At 66.0% G+C, this 16,220-nt stretch carries 12 protein-coding genes; 9 read left to right on the top strand and 3 right to left on the bottom strand.

Features of this window, described 5'->3' with window-relative positions:
- The first annotated feature begins 7 nt into the window (after positions 1-7).
- From C7I36_RS08305 to C7I36_RS08330, 6 genes are all read left to right on the top strand, one after another.
- Entirely contained in the window at positions 8-286 is a 279-nt protein-coding gene (locus C7I36_RS08305) for a sarcosine oxidase subunit delta (RefSeq protein WP_106453256.1), read from the top strand.
- Positions 283-3,312 (top strand): sarcosine oxidase subunit alpha family protein, encoded by a 3,030-nt coding sequence (locus C7I36_RS08310; RefSeq protein ID WP_106453257.1) that lies wholly within the window; start codon positions 283-285, stop codon positions 3,310-3,312. The genes C7I36_RS08305 and C7I36_RS08310 overlap by 4 nt, the downstream gene beginning before the upstream one ends.
- The gene (locus tag C7I36_RS08315; RefSeq protein ID WP_106453258.1) at positions 3,305-3,934 is read left to right on the top strand and encodes a sarcosine oxidase subunit gamma; all 630 of its coding nucleotides are present in this window, start codon (positions 3,305-3,307) and stop codon (positions 3,932-3,934) included. The genes C7I36_RS08310 and C7I36_RS08315 overlap by 8 nt, the downstream gene beginning before the upstream one ends.
- Positions 3,935-4,067: 133 nt before the next feature.
- Complete coding sequence (gene purU / locus C7I36_RS08320) at positions 4,068-4,934, top strand: formyltetrahydrofolate deformylase (protein WP_106453259.1); 867 nt, start codon at positions 4,068-4,070, stop codon at positions 4,932-4,934.
- Between the two features lie 56 nt (positions 4,935-4,990).
- Complete coding sequence (locus C7I36_RS08325; protein ID WP_106453260.1) at positions 4,991-5,335, top strand: cupin domain-containing protein; 345 nt, start codon at positions 4,991-4,993, stop codon at positions 5,333-5,335.
- 215 nt (positions 5,336-5,550) lie between these two features.
- Positions 5,551-5,889, top strand: a complete 339-nt coding sequence (locus C7I36_RS08330) for an FAD-linked oxidase C-terminal domain-containing protein (RefSeq protein WP_281258136.1) — start codon at positions 5,551-5,553, stop codon at positions 5,887-5,889.
- Between the two features lie 57 nt (positions 5,890-5,946).
- Here C7I36_RS08330 and pcaQ read toward each other — a convergent pair whose 3' ends face one another.
- Together pcaQ and tyrR are read right to left on the bottom strand one after the other, a co-directional pair.
- Positions 5,947-6,882, bottom strand: coding sequence for a pca operon transcription factor PcaQ (pcaQ, locus tag C7I36_RS08335; RefSeq protein WP_106453261.1), 936 nt, complete (start codon positions 6,880-6,882; stop codon positions 5,947-5,949).
- 42 nt (positions 6,883-6,924) lie between these two features.
- Positions 6,925-8,484: a transcriptional regulator TyrR gene (tyrR, locus tag C7I36_RS08340; RefSeq protein ID WP_106453262.1), complete on the bottom strand. Its 1,560-nt coding sequence runs from the start codon at positions 8,482-8,484 to the stop codon at positions 6,925-6,927.
- Between the two features lie 214 nt (positions 8,485-8,698).
- Between tyrR and C7I36_RS08345 the strand changes: the two genes are divergently transcribed.
- The 3 genes from C7I36_RS08345 to ccoG all read left to right on the top strand — a co-directional run bounded on the left by C7I36_RS08345 (position 8,699) and on the right by ccoG (position 12,618).
- Positions 8,699-9,259, top strand: coding sequence for an acyl-CoA thioesterase (locus tag C7I36_RS08345; RefSeq protein ID WP_106453263.1), 561 nt, complete (start codon positions 8,699-8,701; stop codon positions 9,257-9,259).
- Positions 9,260-10,672 carry an aminotransferase-like domain-containing protein gene (locus tag C7I36_RS08350; protein ID WP_106453264.1) on the top strand — a complete coding sequence of 471 codons (1,413 nt, stop codon included), beginning with the start codon at positions 9,260-9,262 and terminating at the stop codon, positions 10,670-10,672. It begins immediately after the preceding gene.
- 548 nt (positions 10,673-11,220) lie between these two features.
- Positions 11,221-12,618 (top strand): cytochrome c oxidase accessory protein CcoG, encoded by a 1,398-nt coding sequence (gene ccoG, locus C7I36_RS08355; protein WP_106453265.1) that lies wholly within the window; start codon positions 11,221-11,223, stop codon positions 12,616-12,618.
- 4 nt (positions 12,619-12,622) lie between these two features.
- Here ccoG and C7I36_RS08360 read toward each other — a convergent pair whose 3' ends face one another.
- Entirely contained in the window at positions 12,623-16,138 is a 3,516-nt protein-coding gene (locus C7I36_RS08360; RefSeq protein WP_106453266.1) for an EAL domain-containing protein, read from the bottom strand.
- Positions 16,139-16,220 lie beyond the last annotated feature (82 nt).

Here is a 16,220-nt window from a genome sequence, read left to right on the forward strand (position 1 = left end):
AGAACCGATGTTACATCTTTACTGTCCGCACTGCGGCGAGCACCGCGAAGAAGAAGAATTCCGCTACGCCGGCGAGGCCCATATTGCCCGCCCGGCGGATCCGGACGCCCTCGGCGACGAGGAATGGGCCCAGTACCTGTTTATGCGCAAGAACCCGCGCGGACTGCATCGGGAGATGTGGTACCACGCCGCCGGCTGCCGCAAGTTTTTCAACGCGGTCCGGCACACAGTGACATATGAAATCGAAGAAACCTACAAGGTCGGCGAGCAAGGAGGCCAGTCATGAGCCAGCAACATCGTATTCAGGGCAAGGGGCGGGTGGACCGCAGCAAGCCGCTCAGCTTTATTTTCAACGGCAAGCGCTACCAGGGTTATGCGGGCGATACCATCGCCTCGGCGCTGCTGGCCAACGGGGTGGATCTGGTCGGCCGCTCCTTCAAGTATTCCCGTCCGCGCGGCATCATGGCCGCCGGGGCGGAAGAGCCGAACTGCATCCTGCAGGTGGGCTCCTCTGAGGCCACCATGATCCCCAACATCCGCGGCACCCAGGCCGAGCTGTATGACGGCCTCACCGCCGCCAGCACCAACGGCTGGCCGAACGTCGACAAGGATCTGATGGGCGTGGTGGGCAAGGTCGGTGGGCGCATGATGCCCCCGGGCTTTTACTACAAGACCTTTATGTATCCCCAGTCCATGTGGCCCAAGTACGAGCACCTGATCCGCAAGGCCGCGGGCCTTGGCCGGGTGCCGAAAGAGCGCGATCCGGACAGCTACGACAAGCTAAACCACCACTGCGATGTGCTGGTGGTGGGCGGTGGCCCCGCCGGCCTGGCCGCGGCCCTGGCCGCCGGTCGCCGTGGCGCCCGGGTGATCCTGGTGGACGAGCAGAACGAGTTCGGCGGCCACCTGCTGCACAGCACCCAGCCCATCAACGGCCAGGCGCCGGGCCACTGGGTGGCGGCGGCGGTGAAGGAGCTGAGTGCGCTTCCCGACGTGACCCTGCTGCCACGCAGCACCGCTGCCGGCTACTACGATCAGAACTTCGTGTCCGTGCTGGAGCGGCGTACCGATCACCTGGGCGAGCGCATTTCCGGCAAGACCCGCCAGCGCCTGCACCGCATCCGCGCCGGCCGGGTGGTACTGGCCACCGGTGCCCACGAGCGCCCCCTGGTGTTCGGCAACAACGACCTGCCCGGCTGCTTTGTGGCCGGCGCCATCTCCACCTATGTCAACCGCTACGGCGTGGCCCCGGGCCGCCGCCTGGTGCTGATGACCTGCAACGACTACGGCTACCAGGCCGCCCTCGACTGGCTGGACGCCGGCCGCGAAGTGGTGGCGGTGGTGGACAGCCGTCACCGGCCGTCCGGTGCCCGTTACCAGCAGCTCAAGGACAGGGGCGTCAAGGTCTATACCGGCCATGGCCTGATTGAAGCCACCGGCAAGAAGCGGGTGAGCGGCGCCAAGGTGGCCCCGCTGTCCAGCGACGGCAGCCAGGTGACAGGCCCAGCCGACACCCTGGCCTGCGATACCATTGCCAGCTCCGGCGGCTGGAGCCCGGTGGTGCACCTGACCGCCCACACCGGCGCCCGTCCGGTATGGAATGACGATATCATCGGCTTTGTGCCCGGCGACACCGTGCAGAAACAACTGCTGGCTGGCGGCGTGCAGGGCAGCTACCTGCTGTCCCGGGTGCTGGCCGAAGGGCTGGAAGCCGGCCGCGCCGCTGCCGAAGCCGCCGGTTACGGCGACCTCGCCGCCCAGGTGACGGATCCGGAAATCAAAACCGTGGACCCGCGTGAAGACGAGCCCCAGGCGCTGTTCCTGGTGCCCCACAGCAAGCCGGTCAGCCGCGCGCCCAAGCAGTTCGTGGATTACCAGAACGACGTGACCGCCGCCGGTATCGAGCTGGCCGTGCGCGAGGGCTTCGAGTCCATCGAGCACATCAAGCGCTATACCGCCATGGGTTTCGGCACCGATCAGGGCAAGCTCGGCAACATCAACGGCATGGCCATTGCCGCCCGGGCCATGGGCAAGAGCATTCCCGAGACCGGCACCACCGTATTCCGGCCCAACTACACCCCGGTGACCATGGGTGCCCTGGCCGGGCGCGACGCCGGCCACCTGTTCGACCCGGCCCGCTTCAGCGCCATGCACGCCTGGCATGTGAAGCACGGCGCCGAGTTCGAGGACGTGGGCCAGTGGAAGCGCCCCTGGTATTTCCCCCAGCCGGGCGAGGATCTGCACCAGGCGGTGAACCGGGAGTGCGTGGCCGCGCGCACCAGCGTGGGCATCCTCGATGCATCCACCCTGGGCAAGATCGATATCCAGGGCAAGGACGCGCGGGAATTCCTGTCGCGCATCTACACCAACGCCTGGGCCAAGCTCACTCCCGGCAGCTGCCGCTACGGCCTGATGTGCAAGGAAGACGGCATGGTGTTCGACGACGGTGTCACCTCCTGCATCAGCGACACCCATTTCGTCATGACCACCACCACAGGTGGTGCCGCAGGTGTGCTGCAGTGGCTGGAGCTGTGGCACCAGACCGAATGGCCGGAGCTGGAGGTGTACTTCGCCTCCGTCACCGACCACTGGGCCACCATGACGGTGTCCGGCCCCAACAGCCGCAAGGTGCTGGAAAAAGTGGTGGAAGGCGTGGATCTGGCCGGCGAGGCCTTCCCCTTCATGACCTGGAAGGACGCCACTATCGCCGGGGTGAAAGGCCGCATCTTCCGCATCTCCTTCACCGGCGAGCTGAGCTTTGAGGTGAACGTGCAGGCCAACTACGGGCTGCATGTGTGGGAGGCGCTGATGGCGGCGGGAGCCGAGTTCAACATTACCCCCTACGGCACCGAAACCATGCACGTGCTGCGGGCCGAAAAGGGCTTCATCATCGTCGGCCAGGATACGGACGGCTCCGTGACCCCCTTCGACCTGGGCATGGACTGGTGTGTGGGCAAGACCAAGCCCTTCCCCTTTATCGGCAAGCGCTCCTGGTCGCGCAGCGACACCGCGCGCACCGACCGCAAGCAGCTGGTGGGGCTGAAGTGCAAGGAGCCCAAGACCGTCATTCCGGAAGGGGCGCAGATTGTGCTGGATCCCAAGCACCCGGTGCCGGTGCCCATGGTCGGCCATGTGACCTCCAGTTATTACAGTGCCAACCTGGGCTACAGCATCGCCATGGGTGTGGTGAAAGGCGGTTTGAACCGCATGGGTGAAACCGTGTTCTTCCCCCTGGCCGACGGCCGGGTGCTGGAAGCCGAGATCACCAGTCCCGTTTTCTATGATCCCAAAGGAGAGCGTCAGCATGTCTAACGTTACCGCCAAACTGGCCCGGACTGAGCCCCGGGTGCGGGTGGAATCCCCGCTCTATCACGCCAACCTGCCGGCCCTGGCGGCCGAGCGGCAGCAGGGCGAGGTGGTGCTGCGCGAAAAGGCGCTGCTGGGCCACCTGGTGCTGCGCGGCAACGCCGGCAACGAGCTGTTCGGCCGAACCGTGGAAAAGGTGCTGGGGGTGGCGTTGCCCACCCAGCTCTGCAGCTCGGTGGAAACCGACCGGGTGCTGGTGCAGTGGCTGGCGCCGGACGAGTGGCTGATCATCGTGGAAGGCGGCCGGGAAGGCCAGCTCGAGGCCCAGCTGCGTGAACAGCTGGCCGGCCACTACGCCATCACCGACGTGAGCGGCGGCCAGACGGTGCTGGAGCTTTCCGGTCCCAAGGCCGAGCTGGTGGTGCGCAAGTCCTGCCCCTACGACGTGCACCCCTCCCACTTCCCCACCGGCAAGTGCGTGGGCACGGTGTTCGCCAAGAGCACGGTACTGCTGCGCCGCACCGGGGCGGAGAGCTTCGAGCTGGTGGTCCGGCGCAGCTTCGCCGACTACCTGTGGATGTGGCTGCAGGATGCCAGCCGCGAATACGGCCTGGTGATCAGCCGCTAAGGGCGGCGCCAAGGCCGGAACAAGGGCCGCGACGCCGGCCACCGGGTTCGCCCGGTGCGCCGGCGGAATTGGCCCTTTGGCCGACGGATATGAGCGGTTCCAAACCGGACTGTTTTCCACAAGGAGGTTGCCCATGAACACCCCAGATACCCTTATCCTCACCGCCACCTGTGCCAGTCGGCTGGGCACGGTGGACGTGGTCACCCGCTACCTGTGCGAGCAGGGGTGCTATGTGGCGGACATGCAAACCTTCGACGACGCCCGTGCCGGCCAGTTCTTTATCCGGGCCGAGTTCCGCCGGCCGGCGGAGGGCGACTTCGACGAAACCGCCTTTCGCGACGGCTTCGCCCCCAAGGCGGCGCGGTTTGGCCTGCAATGGCAACTGACCGAACGCAAGCGCAAGCCCAATGTGGTGATCCTGGTGTCGAAATTCGACCATTGCCTGAACGACCTGCTGTACCGCTACCGCACCGGGCAACTGGCCATCGAAATCCCGGCCATCATCTCCAACCACCCGGATTTGCAGCGACTGGCCGACTGGCACCACATTCCCTACTACCACCTGCCGGTGACCGCCGATACCAAGGCCGAGCAGGAGGCCAGGATGTGGGACATCATCAAGGAGAGCGAGGCGGAGCTGGTGGTGCTGGCGCGCTACATGCAGGTGCTGAGCCCCGAGCTGTGCGACCGGCTCGCCGGCTGGGCCATCAACATCCACCATTCGCTGCTGCCGGGTTTCAAGGGCGCCCAGCCCTACCACCAGGCCTACGCCAAGGGCGTCAAGCTGGTGGGGGCCACAGCCCACTACATCAACAACGAGCTGGACGAAGGCCCCATCATCACCCAGGGCATCCAGCCGGTGGATCACAGCCACTATCCGGAGGATCTGGTGGCCAAGGGCCGGGACGTGGAATGCGTCACCCTGGCCAGGGCCATCCAGTACCATATCGAAAAGCGGGTGTTCATGTACCAAGGCAAGACAGTGGTACTGGGCAGTTGACACCCATCACCCCTCGGGTGCCGACGGCACTCGGTATGAAGAAAAAAGGAGACATCATGTCCAAGAAAATCACGGTTCTGCGCGATACCCAGCCCACCGTCCTGCTGGATGCCACCAAGTGGGAAAAGCTCTCGGGCGACCCCCATACCGTCAACCTCAACGCCTACACCTCGGAAGACGGCAGCAAACTCATGGGCACCTGGATGTGCACCCCGGGCAAGTGGGCGGTGAACTACACCAAGTGGGAATATTGCGACTTCCGTGAAGGCTACTGCATCCTGACCCCGGAAGGCGGTGAGCCCATCCACCTCAAGGCCGGCGACATCTTCGTGGTCGAGCCCGGCTTCCAGGGCACCTGGGAGGTGGTGGAAACCGTGCGCAAGTATTTCGTGTTTGCCTGAGGCCAATGCCTCCGGAGTTGAATAGCTCCGCCATAAATAACACCAAAGGGCGCCATATGGCGTAATGCCGTTCACTTAAGGTGAGCGGCATTTTTCTTTCTGACCGGATAGGTGTTTTTGGACGCTTTCAACACCCTTGGATAACTTCGTTCTCGTTTCCCCTCCAGCTTGAACTGTTTGGCCTGTTTCTCTGGGGCAAACACCTACAGTACGCCCTGGCCAAGCAGATCCTGAACAAGCACGGCCTGGATTACGTGGGCGAGTTTATTGTGGGCTGGCGCGACATGCACCATGTGATCGACGTGCTCTATGACCGCACCAACCCGGAAGAAACCAAGCGGGCCGACGCCTGTTTTAATGAGCTGCTCGACGAGTTCGAAAAGCGCGGCTACGCCGTATACCGGGTGAACACCCGCTTCATGGACCGGGTGGCCCAAAGCTACGGTCCGGTGAAGCGCCGGCTGGAGCATACCCTCAAAAAGGCCCTGGATCCCAACAACATACTGGCCCCGGGCAAGTCCGGTATCGATCTGGACAAGTTCAACGACTGGTAAGCGCCATTGCCGCCAAGCTCAAGGCCGCCCCTCGGGGCGGCCTTGTCGTTGCTGGCCTCAGCGCTGGCCGGCGCGGGCTTCCATCTGCTCCGCGGTATTGCGCACACTGTTCATGAACATCTGGATGGCCGGGGTCGGCAGGGTGTCGGCGCGGGTGGTCAGGCCCACCGGGCCCAGGGTTTCCAGGGTATTGATGGGCAGTTCCATCAGCTCTCCCTCGAGGATCTCCCTTGCCACCACGCCCCGGGAAATAATCCAGATGGCGTCGGTCTGACGGATGTATTCCTTGCCGAAGGAATCGGAGATGGTTTCGATGCGATCCGGCGGCGTGCGCAGCCCCTGGGAAATGAGGAAGCGCTCGACCGAGGCGGTGATAATGGAGTCGCGGGTCGGGTAGAGCACGGGGTAGTGGCCGAGCTGCTGGATATTGAAGGGCGCCCGGGCGAGCAGCGGATGCCCGGGACGGACCACAAAGGATACCCGCTCCGAGTAGAGGTGCTGGAAGGACAGGCCGCTCATCAGCTCCGGCTCAGCCAGCCGGCCGACCACCAGGTCCAGCTCGCCAACCCGCAACTGGCCGAGCAGCAGGGTGTTGGGGCCGGAGATCAGGTTGAGGGTGACATCCAGCCCCGACTGGCGAAAGCGGATCACCGAGGCGGGCAGTATGCTGGCCGCCACCGTCGGCAGCACGCCGATGCTGATCCTGGCCTTGCCCTTCATCTGCGCCTGGATCAGACTGTCGGTGCCCTCGCGCAAGGCGGCCATGCTGGCCCCGGCGTACTTGAGGAACACTTCGCCGAACTGGGTCAGCGCGACCCCCTTTTTGCTGCGATCCAGCAACTGGACCTCCAGCATTTCTTCCAGCTCCTTGAGTTTCTTGGAGACCGCCGGCTGGGTCAGCGACAGCAGGTCGGCGGCGCGGCTGACGCTGCCCTGCCTGGCCACCTCGATAAAGCATTGCAGGTGCCGGAACTTGATTCTGTTTTCTAGCATTGACGCCTCGGATTGCTGTGGCGGGCGGTGGGCCCGCAACCGTTATGACCGTTCCTGGCCGTGCCGGCCGATGCCGTAGTCCTTGAGCTTGTTGGCGATGGCGGTGTGGGAGATGCCAAGCCGCCTGGCCAACTGGCGGGTGGAGGGATATTCGGGGTAAAGCCGCTCCAGCAGCCGCCGCTCGAATCCCTTGACCGCCTCTTCCAGGGAGCCGTCGCACAGGCTGTCCAGGCCCGGCAGCGGCTCCTGCTCGGGCAGGGACAAATCCCCCGGCCCCAGTTCGTCCCCCTCCAGCAGGCTGATCGCCCGGTACAGGCTGTTGCCGAGCTGGCGCACATTGCCCGGCCAGGGATAGTGCTGCAGGTAGTCGGCAAGGGCCGGCGCCAGCCGCGGGCGGGGGCGTTCCAGCTCGGCGGCGAAGCGGGTGCACAGGTGCTGGGCCAGGGGCACGATGTCCTTCTGGCGCTGGCGCAGGGGCGGCACCCGCAGGTTGAGCACATTGAGCCGGTAGAACAGATCCCGGCGGAAGCGGCCGTCCTGCACCAGGCCGGCCAGATCCTGCTGGCTGGTGCAGATCACCCGGATATCCACCTTCACTTCCTGTTCGTCGCCGAGGCGGCGGAACACCCCGTCCTGCAGCACCCGCAGCAACTTGAGCTGGAGCCACGCCGACATTTCACCGATTTCATCGAGCAGCAGGGTGCCGCCGTTGGCCTGCTCCAGTACGCCGCGCTTGCCCTGGGCATTGTTGCCGAAAGCGCCGGGGGCATAGCCGAACAGCTCGTTTTCCGCCGCCTCATCGGGGATGGCGGCGCAGTTGAGCAAAATGAAGGGACCTTCGCCGCGCAGGCTGGCATGGTGGCAGGCCCGGGCCAGCTGCTCCTTGCCGGTGCCGGTTTCGCCCTGGATCAGCAGGGGGGCGTCCAGCGCTGCCAGCCGGCGCGCTTCCCGCAGCAGTTCGCTCATGGCCGGGCTCTGGGCGATAAAGCCGTCAAAGTGGGCCGACTCCCGGTGGCGCATGGCCTTGAAGTGCTGGCCGATGCGCCAGGCGGACCTCAGCACCACCACGGCGCCGGCCAGGCTGGGCCCGCCGGACTCCTCGTCGACCCAGATGGGCAGGAAGTCCGCCAGGTAGGGCTCGCCTTCCAGCATGACCTTTTCGCTCAGCGGCCCGGGCGCGTCCTGCTCCAGCCAGCGGCTCACATGCACCCCCTTCAGGCGTGGCCCGAGCGGCTGCTGGCGCAGCTCGGCCTGGGGCTGGCCGAGCAGGGCGCAGGCGGCGTCGTTGGCCAGGGTAATGCGCCCGCTGCCGTCCACCGCCACCACGGCGTCGGGCAGCACCCGCAACAGGGCGGTGATGGCGTTGTGCTCCTGCTCCGAGGGCATGCAGGGGATGGTCTTGACGTCGAACACCCCGGGAATGCGGCGGATGGCCGGCATCAGGTGCTGCAGGCTGGTGAAGTCGAGGGTGGGGAAGTTGAGATAGATGATGCCGCTGGTATCGATTTCGATGCCGCGCAGATCGATCTGGTGCTCCACCAGAATGTCCAGCAGCTCCCGGGTCATCCCCAGCCGGTCTTCACAGGTTACTTTCAGGCGCATCGTCAGCCTCTGCCAGGTCGTTTTGGGTGTAAATAATACCTTACAGCCGGCAGCGCTGGCCAATGGAAGATGGCCGGCCGTGCCCGGGCCGAAAAAATCCGCCCGGGCGGGCGTGAAATGGTTTACGCCGCCGCCCGGGTCGGACATGCTATGCCCCCTGTCTGGGCGCCCGGCGCCATCCATTACGATACAACGGCAATTTTCAGGTGAAGCAATGAACGAAGCGGGTTTCAGAACGGTCAAGTCCTCCCAGGTCATCCTCAAGGAACTGATGGTGCCCTCCTACGCCAATTTCGGCGGCAAGGTGCACGGGGGCGTGATTTTGTCGCTGATGGACAAAATCGCCTACACCTGCGCGGCCACCCACGCCAAGGGTTACTGCGTGACCGCCTCGGTGGATTCGGTGGATTTCGTCAACCCGGTGGAGGTGGGCGAGCTGCTCACCCTGTACGCCTCGGTCAACTATGTGGGCAAAAGTTCGATGGAAGTGGGCATCAAGGTGGTGTCGGAAGACTTTAAAAACGGCATCGTCAAGCACACCAACACCTCCTACTTCACCATGGTGGCGCTGGACGAGGAAACCCGCAAACCCAGCCAGGTGGCGGGCCTTATTCTGGAGAGCGAAGAGGAAATCCGCCGCTTCGTGATGGGCAAGCTGCGCAAGCAACTGCGCCGGGCCCACCGCCAGGAAATCGCCGACATCCGCCAGGCCCTCACCCTGGGCCCGGACATGGCCGAACTCGAGGGCGAGAACTGCCAGCTGGCCGCAAGCTGAGTGTCCAACAAGTATCAGCAACTGGCCGGACAACTGCGCCACCAGATTGCGGCCGGCGCCTGGCAGCCGGGAGACCGGCTGCCTTCCCTGCGGGAAAGCGCGCGGCGCACGGATCTCAGCCTGATGACGGTGCTCAGCGCCTATCAATTGCTCGAAAGCGAAGGCTGGATCCGCTCCCGGCCCCAGTCCGGTTATTTTGTGGCCGAACCGCTGGCAAGTACCATTGAGCATTCGCCGCCCTTGCTGCAACCGGCGGAGACCGTCGACATCAACGCCGTTATCTTCAGGTTGCTGCAGGCCGGGGACGATCCGGCCTGCGTCGCCCTGGGCTCCGCCTTTCCCGATCCGTCGCTCTTTCCCCGCCAGCAACTGGCCCGCTCCCTCGGCCGGGTGGCCCGGCAGCTGTACCGCCAGGGCACCGGCGTGAGCCTGCCCCCGGGCCGGCTCGAACTCAGGCGAGCCATCGCCCGCCGCTACGCGGCCCGGGGCATGACGGTGTCGCCCGATGAAATCGTCATCACCTCGGGGGCGCTGGAGGCGCTCAACCTCGGCCTGCAGTCACTGACCGCGCCCGGCGACTGGGTGGTGGTGGAGTCGCCCGCTTTTTATGGCGCCCTGCAGGCGCTGGAGCGGCACCGGCTGAAGGCGGTGGCGGTGGCCACGGATCCGCAGAAAGGCATGGATCCGGATGCCCTGGCCGAGGCCCTGAAGCGCTATCCCATCAAGGCCTGCTGGCTGATGAGCCACTGCCAGAATCCCCTGGGTGGTACCCTGCCGGCGGCCCGCAAGCAGCGGCTGCTGGCGTTGCTGGCCGAACACGATGTGGCCCTGATAGAAGACGATGTCTACGGCGAGCTGTATGCCGGGGAGGAGCCGCCCCTGCCGATCAAGGCCTGGGACGAAGAGGGGCGGGTACTGCACTGCGCTTCCTTCTCCAAGACCCTGGGCAGCGGCATGCGCATCGGCTGGGTGGCGGCGGGGCGGCAGGCCGAGGCCGTGCAGCGGCTGCAGCTGATGAGCACCCTGTCCGCCAGTGCGCCCATGCAGCTGGCCCTGGCCGACTACCTGTGCGGTCACCACTACGACAAGCACCTGCATACCCTGAGGCGCACCCTGGCGCAGCGCAAGCAGCGCTTCTGCCGGGCGGTACAGCGGGTCTTTCCGTCCTCGGCCCGGCTGCATGGCGCCGAAGGCGGTTACTTCCTGTGGATCGAGCTGCCGGCGCCGGTCTGCACCACCCGGCTGTACTGGCGGGCCCTGGCGGAGGGCATCACCATAGCACCGGGGCGCATGTTCGCCACCGATGACCGCTACCGGCACTGCCTGCGGCTCAATGCCTCCCTGCCCTGGAACTCCCGCAGCGACGCCGCCATCCGCCGGCTGGCGGAGCTGATCGGCGAACAGCTGGCCTAGAGCACCATATAGTTTAAAACTGAGGCGGCTCTGATACGCCGTTGGTTGCAGGCATTGTTGATTCTGGCGAGGCAGAGGCCGTCGGCCAAAGGGTGCTACTCCTCCGGCACGCCGTAAACCCATCCCTGGGGGCTCCGCCGCGCCCTCCCTGGCGCGGAGGGCCGGCGGAGCAGCACCCTTTGTCCTTCCTATCGCACCGCAACTGCCTGCGGGCACCCCCCTCAGACGGCGCCGGAGCTTGAAAGAGGCAACAGGGATGGCCTCCGCCGACCGTCACCTGCCAGGGATGGCAGGTGCGAGCCTACAGGGACGTACTCGCGGCGTGTCGGCGGAGGTGGCCCTGTTGACTCTTTTCTACGTTGCAACAGACAACAAATAGCTAATTTTGATCGATTTTTAAACTGAGCGGTGCTCTAGCCCGGCTGTTCTGTCAACCGGCGCACAGACCGCAACTGTTATGGTTCATCCGCGGCCAACTGTTTATGTTGCGCCGTCTGCTCCCATGCTCTACTGCCCGGCGAATTCTTCCCAGCCGCAATGTGAGTCCCATGGAAACATCATCCCAACGCATCGAGGTGCAACAGATCCTCCCTTCTTCCGGCAGCAGGCCCATCGACCAGGGCCATGTCTATGTGCGCGCCCAGCAAGGGCGCTGGCAGCGCTGGCGGCAACGCCTGGGCTGGGCGCTGATGCTGCTGTTCCTGGCCGGCCCCTGGCTGCGCTGGAACGGCCGGCAGGCGATCTGGCTGGATCTGGAGCAACAGCGTTTTTACCTGTTCGGCGCCACCATCTGGCCCCAGGATCTGACCCTGCTGGCGCTGCTGCTGATGGTGGCGGCCTTCGCCCTGTTCTTCGTTACCGCCTTGCTGGGGCGGGTCTGGTGCGGCTACCTCTGCCCGCAGACGGTATGGACCTTCTGGTTTATCTGGGTGGAGGAGCGGTTCGAGGGCAGCGCCAACCAGCGCCGACGGCTGGACCAGGCCGCCTGGAGCCCGGTAAAGGTCGCCCGCAAGGGCGGCAAGCACCTGGCCTGGCTGCTGATCGCCCTGCTGAGCGGCGTGACCTTGGTCGCCTATTTCGTGCCGGCGACCGAGCTGGTCACCGGTCTGCTGGCGTTCTCCGCCGGCCCCTGGACCTGCTTCTGGGTGCTGTTCTTCACCCTGTGCACCTACCTCAACGCGGGCTGGATGCGCGCCATAATGTGCACCCATATGTGTCCCTATTCCCGCTTCCAGTCGGCCATGTTCGACCGGGATACCCTGACCGTGGCCTACGACGCCCGCCGGGGCGAGAGCCGGGGGCCGCGCGCCCGCAAGGCCGACCCGACACAGTTGGGTCTGGGAGACTGCATCGACTGCCACCTCTGCGTGCAGGTCTGCCCCACCGGCATCGACATCCGCGACGGCCTGCAGTACGAGTGCATCAACTGCGGCGCCTGTGCGGATGCCTGCGATCAGACCATGAGCGGCATGGGCTATGCCCCCGGGCTTATCCGCTACGCCAGCGAGCGGGAACTGGCCGGGGGCCAGAGCCGGCTGCGGCGGCCCCGGCTGCTGGGCTATGGCCTGATGATGGGCCTTGCGCTGGGATTGCTGGCCTACGCCGCCCTGAACCGCCCGCCGCTGGCGCTGGATGTGCTGCGGGATCGCAACCAGCTGTACCGGGAAACGGCCGAAGGGATGGTGGAAAACAGCTATATCCTCAAGCTTGCCAACAAAACCCAGCAACCCCGGAAGTACCGGTTACGAGTGGCAGGTGACGCTGCGCTGCACTGGCGGGGCGAGCAGGACATAGTGCTTGCCGCCGGAGAAAGACGAAGCCTGCCCGTCAGCCTGGCTGCCGATCCTGCCCGGATATCCGGGCGGATCCTGCCGGTGATCTTCGTGGCCAGCGATGGCCGGACCGAGGTCAGTACCGACAGCCGTTTCTTCGGCTCCGGGCACTGAAGGCCTACTCCAGGCAGGACTCCAGCTGTGCCAGCAGTTGATCGCCCAGTTCGAACAGGGTTGCCAGCAGGGCCTGGGCGTCCCGGCTCCGGCCCTCCTGGTGGGCCAGGCGCAGTTGTTCGGCCTGGTCGTGGATACGCCGGTGCAGCTCGGCCAGCGCCTCCCGGCGCGCCGGAGCCAGGGGCGGCTGGCCCGCCAGCCAGGCGCCGAACCGGCACAGTTCGGGATCCAGCGGCGGCCAGCTGCGGCTGCCGCTGGTGAGGGTGGCCGTCACCTCCTGCAACCAGGCCCTGTGCTCTATGCCGGCGTACAGCAGCGGCAGCTCTTCCCGGTTCAGGCGGCGCAGGCCGGCCCAGTGCGGCTCGGGCCGCCAGCGGGCGACCCAGGCGGGCAGCTCTGCCGCCGGCATGGGCCGGGCGATGCCGTAGCCCTGGGCCAGATCGCAGCCGATACGCAGCAGCATGTCGCCGTGCTCCCGGGTTTCCACCCCTTCGGCGATGACCTGGCGGCCGAAGGCGCTGGCCAGGCCCAGTATCCCGTCCAGGATGGCCAGATCTTCCGGATCTTCCAGGATGTCGCGGATAAAGCTCTGGTCGACCTTGACGATGGTGGCGGGCAGCCGCTTGAGGTAGGTGAGCGAGGAATAGCCGGTGCCGAAGTCGTCGAGAGACAGGCCCACGCCGAGGCCGCGGCAGTCTTCCAGCAGTTGGGAGATTTGCGCCAGGTCGCCGAGGGCGCTGGTTTCCAGCACTTCCAGCTCGAGCAGGCGCGGGGCGATGTCCGGATAGTGGCCGAGCAGCTCCTGGAGCTGGCGGGCGAAGTCCCGCTGGCGCAGCTGGCGGGCACCGATATTGACGCTCACCGGCAGGCTCAGGCCCTGCTGCTGCCATTCCCGGATCTGCTGCAGGGCGGCGTCGATCACCCAGTTGCCCAGTTCCACCGCCAGCGGGTGCTCTTCGATGATCGGCAGAAAGTGGGCGGGCGGCAGCAGCCCCTGCTGGGGATGCTGCCAGCGCAGCAGGGCTTCGGCGCCCAGCACCTCGCCGGTGCGCATGTTGACCTTGGGCTGGAAGAACAGCACGAACTCGCCCGCGTGCAGGGCGGCGCGCAGGTGCTCCAGGCTTTCGTGGTGGCTGCGCAGGGAGCGATCCTGCTCGGCATCGAACAGGTGGTAGCGGTGCTTGCCCGCCAGCTTGGCCTGGTACATGGCCTGATCCGCCTGGCGCAGCAGTTGCTCGGGCTCCAGCTCCTCGGCCTGGGGATAAAAGGTCACGCCCAGGCTGGCGCTGACCTGCAGCCGGTGGCGGCCGAGCGACACCGGGCGGGCGGCGGCCTGCAGCAGCCGGTTGAGCAGGGGCTTGCTGGCGTCCACGTCGTTCAGGTCGAGCAGTATGGCGACGAACTCGTCGCCCCCCAGCCGGCACAGGGTGTCACCCTCGCGGATCACTTCCTTCATGCGGGCGGCGACCGTCATCAGCAGCTTGTCGCCGGCGGCGTGGCCGTAGTGATCGTTGACGGCCTTGAAGCCGTCCAAATCCAGGTACACCACCGCCAGCGACTGGTGGTGGCGGCGGGCCTGCAGCATGGCCTGATGCAGGCGGTCGGCCAGCAGGATCCGGTTGGGCAGGTTGGTCAGGGCGTCGTAGTGGGCCAGTTGTTCGAGCTGTTGTTCATGGGTCTTGAGCGGGGTGATGTCGGTGGAAATGCCGAGCAGCCCGACCACCGCCTGTTGCTCGGGCTCGTCGTAGATGGGGGTCTTGATCTCCAGGAACACGGTGCGCCGGCCGTCCTTGCCGATGCTCTCCACCTCTTCCCGGGTCTGTTCGCCGGCAAACACCCGGGCGTCTATCTGGCGCAGCCGGCGGGCGGTGTCGAGGGGAAAAAACTGCTCGTCGCGGCTGCCGGCCAGGGTGGCGGCGGTGCAGCCGAACAGCTCCAGGGTGGCCCGGTTGGCATAGATATAGCGCGAGTCCGTGTCCTTCATGTAGATGTAGGACGAGAGCTGGTCGAGAGCCTCGCGAAAATGCCGGGTTTGCCGGTTGGCTTCCCTGAGCGCCAGCTCCGCCTGCTTGCGGGCGGTGATGTCGGTGATTACTCCGTACCAGCTGATCGAGCCGTCCTCTTCCCGGTGCGGTACCGAATCCCCAAACACCCAGCGCTGGGTGCCGTCCTCGAAACGGACCCGGTATTCATGGCGCCAGGGCGCGAGCTGGTCGGCGGAACGCTGGATGCTGGCGGCCACGTCTTCCAGGTCGTCCGGATGGATGGCGGTGAACACGGCGGCGGCGTTTTCCCGTGCCTGCTCCGGGCTGATGCGGTAAATCTGGCGGATGCCCTCGCTGGCGTAGGGAAAGCTGGAGCGGCCGTCGGGGTAGAGCCGGTATTCGTAGACCACGCCGGGCACCCGGCTGGCGATGGTCTGCAGCCGGGTGAGCAGTTGTTCGAACTGGCGTTCGCGCTGGCGGATCTCCCCGGTGAGTTGCTCGGCCAGGGCCAGCGCCCGGCTGCGGGTGCGGGACATGGAGCGGATCAGGGAAAACAGCAGCATGCTGAGGGCGGTCCCGCCGGACAGGGTGGCCCAGGCGGCGGTATGATCGACGCCCGCCGCCGGGTTGGCGTGGTCGAAGGTGAGCAGCCACTGGCGGCCGTTGAAGTCGATCAGCCTTTGCTGGAAAAAGGGGCTGGGGGCGGCTTGGTGCGGGCGATCCAGGTTCTGGTAGAGCAACTGGTGCGGATCCGCCCGGTCGCCGTCGAAAATGCGCAGGCCCACCGGTTGTTCCGGGTGGGCGAGTCTGTCGCCGAAGATGCCGTGCATCAGATCCTGCATCCGGTAGGCGCCGTAGGACCAGCCGATCAGGGCCTGACGGCGCTGGACCAGGGTATTCCAGGACGTCCCCTTGCGGTACACGGGCACATACATCAGGGTGGCGGGCTGGGCCTGGCCGGCGGTCTCGGTGACCAGCTCGACCTTGCCGGTCAGCGCCGCCCTGCCGGTGTCTCTGGCCTGGAGCATCGCCGCCCGACGCACCGGGTCCGAGAACATGTCGTAGCCCAGTGCCAGCAGGTTGCGATCCCGAAAAGGCTCGAGAAAGAGCACGGTGCCGTAGAGCGGCCGCCGGCCGGCGGGCCGGATCCGGTAATCGGCAAAGCCCTCGGCACGCATCTGGGCGATGTGCCCGGCCAGCTCCTCCGGACGCAGCAGGCGGGCGAAGCCGATGGCCTCGATGCCGCCGGCCACCTCGGAAATCTGCAGTTTGGCGGCGTACTGGCGCCATTCTTCCCGGGTCACCGCGTCGGAGGCGTCAAACAGGCCGGCGCCGCCGCGCAGCACCAGGGCGTAGGCCGCCAGCCGCTCCTCGATTTTGATGGCGAGCTGGTCGGCGCTAAAGGCGAAGTTCTTGACCGCATCGGCCTCGCCGACCCGCTTGACCTGCAGGGCGGCGAAGGCGGAGATCAGCAGCCCCAGCGCCAGGATGAGCCAGGAAAGGGTGGACAGTCGGACGGCACGGTTGTGGGGCATGGCACCTGCTTATGGCTCTGGTTCGCTGGGCCTTATATTAGCAACGGGAGCGCGCGGCTGACTACGCCTGGCCGCGTTCGTG

Origin of the sequence: Zobellella taiwanensis (assembly GCF_003012795.1) — a bacterium.
Classification (GTDB): Bacteria; Pseudomonadota; Gammaproteobacteria; order Enterobacterales; family Aeromonadaceae; genus Oceanimonas; species Oceanimonas taiwanensis.

Bases quoted from the DNA above. Each gene is read 5' to 3' on its own strand.
- C7I36_RS08310 (WP_106453257.1), top strand. From the start codon at position 283: ATGAGCCAGCAACATCGTATTCAGGGCAAGGGGCGGGTGGACCGCAGC.
- C7I36_RS08360 (WP_106453266.1), bottom strand. From the start codon at position 16,138: ATGCCCCACAACCGTGCCGTCCGACTGTCCACCCTTTCCTGGCTCATC.
- purU (WP_106453259.1), top strand. From the start codon at position 4,068: ATGAACACCCCAGATACCCTTATCCTCACCGCCACCTGTGCCAGTCGG.
- C7I36_RS08325 (WP_106453260.1), top strand. From the start codon at position 4,991: ATGTCCAAGAAAATCACGGTTCTGCGCGATACCCAGCCCACCGTCCTG.
- tyrR (WP_106453262.1), bottom strand. From the start codon at position 8,484: ATGCGCCTGAAAGTAACCTGTGAAGACCGGCTGGGGATGACCCGGGAG.
- C7I36_RS08305 (WP_106453256.1), top strand. From the start codon at position 8: ATGTTACATCTTTACTGTCCGCACTGCGGCGAGCACCGCGAAGAAGAA.
- C7I36_RS08345 (WP_106453263.1), top strand. From the start codon at position 8,699: ATGAACGAAGCGGGTTTCAGAACGGTCAAGTCCTCCCAGGTCATCCTC.
- pcaQ (WP_106453261.1), bottom strand. From the start codon at position 6,882: ATGCTAGAAAACAGAATCAAGTTCCGGCACCTGCAATGCTTTATCGAG.
- ccoG (WP_106453265.1), top strand. From the start codon at position 11,221: ATGGAAACATCATCCCAACGCATCGAGGTGCAACAGATCCTCCCTTCT.
- C7I36_RS08315 (WP_106453258.1), top strand. From the start codon at position 3,305: ATGTCTAACGTTACCGCCAAACTGGCCCGGACTGAGCCCCGGGTGCGG.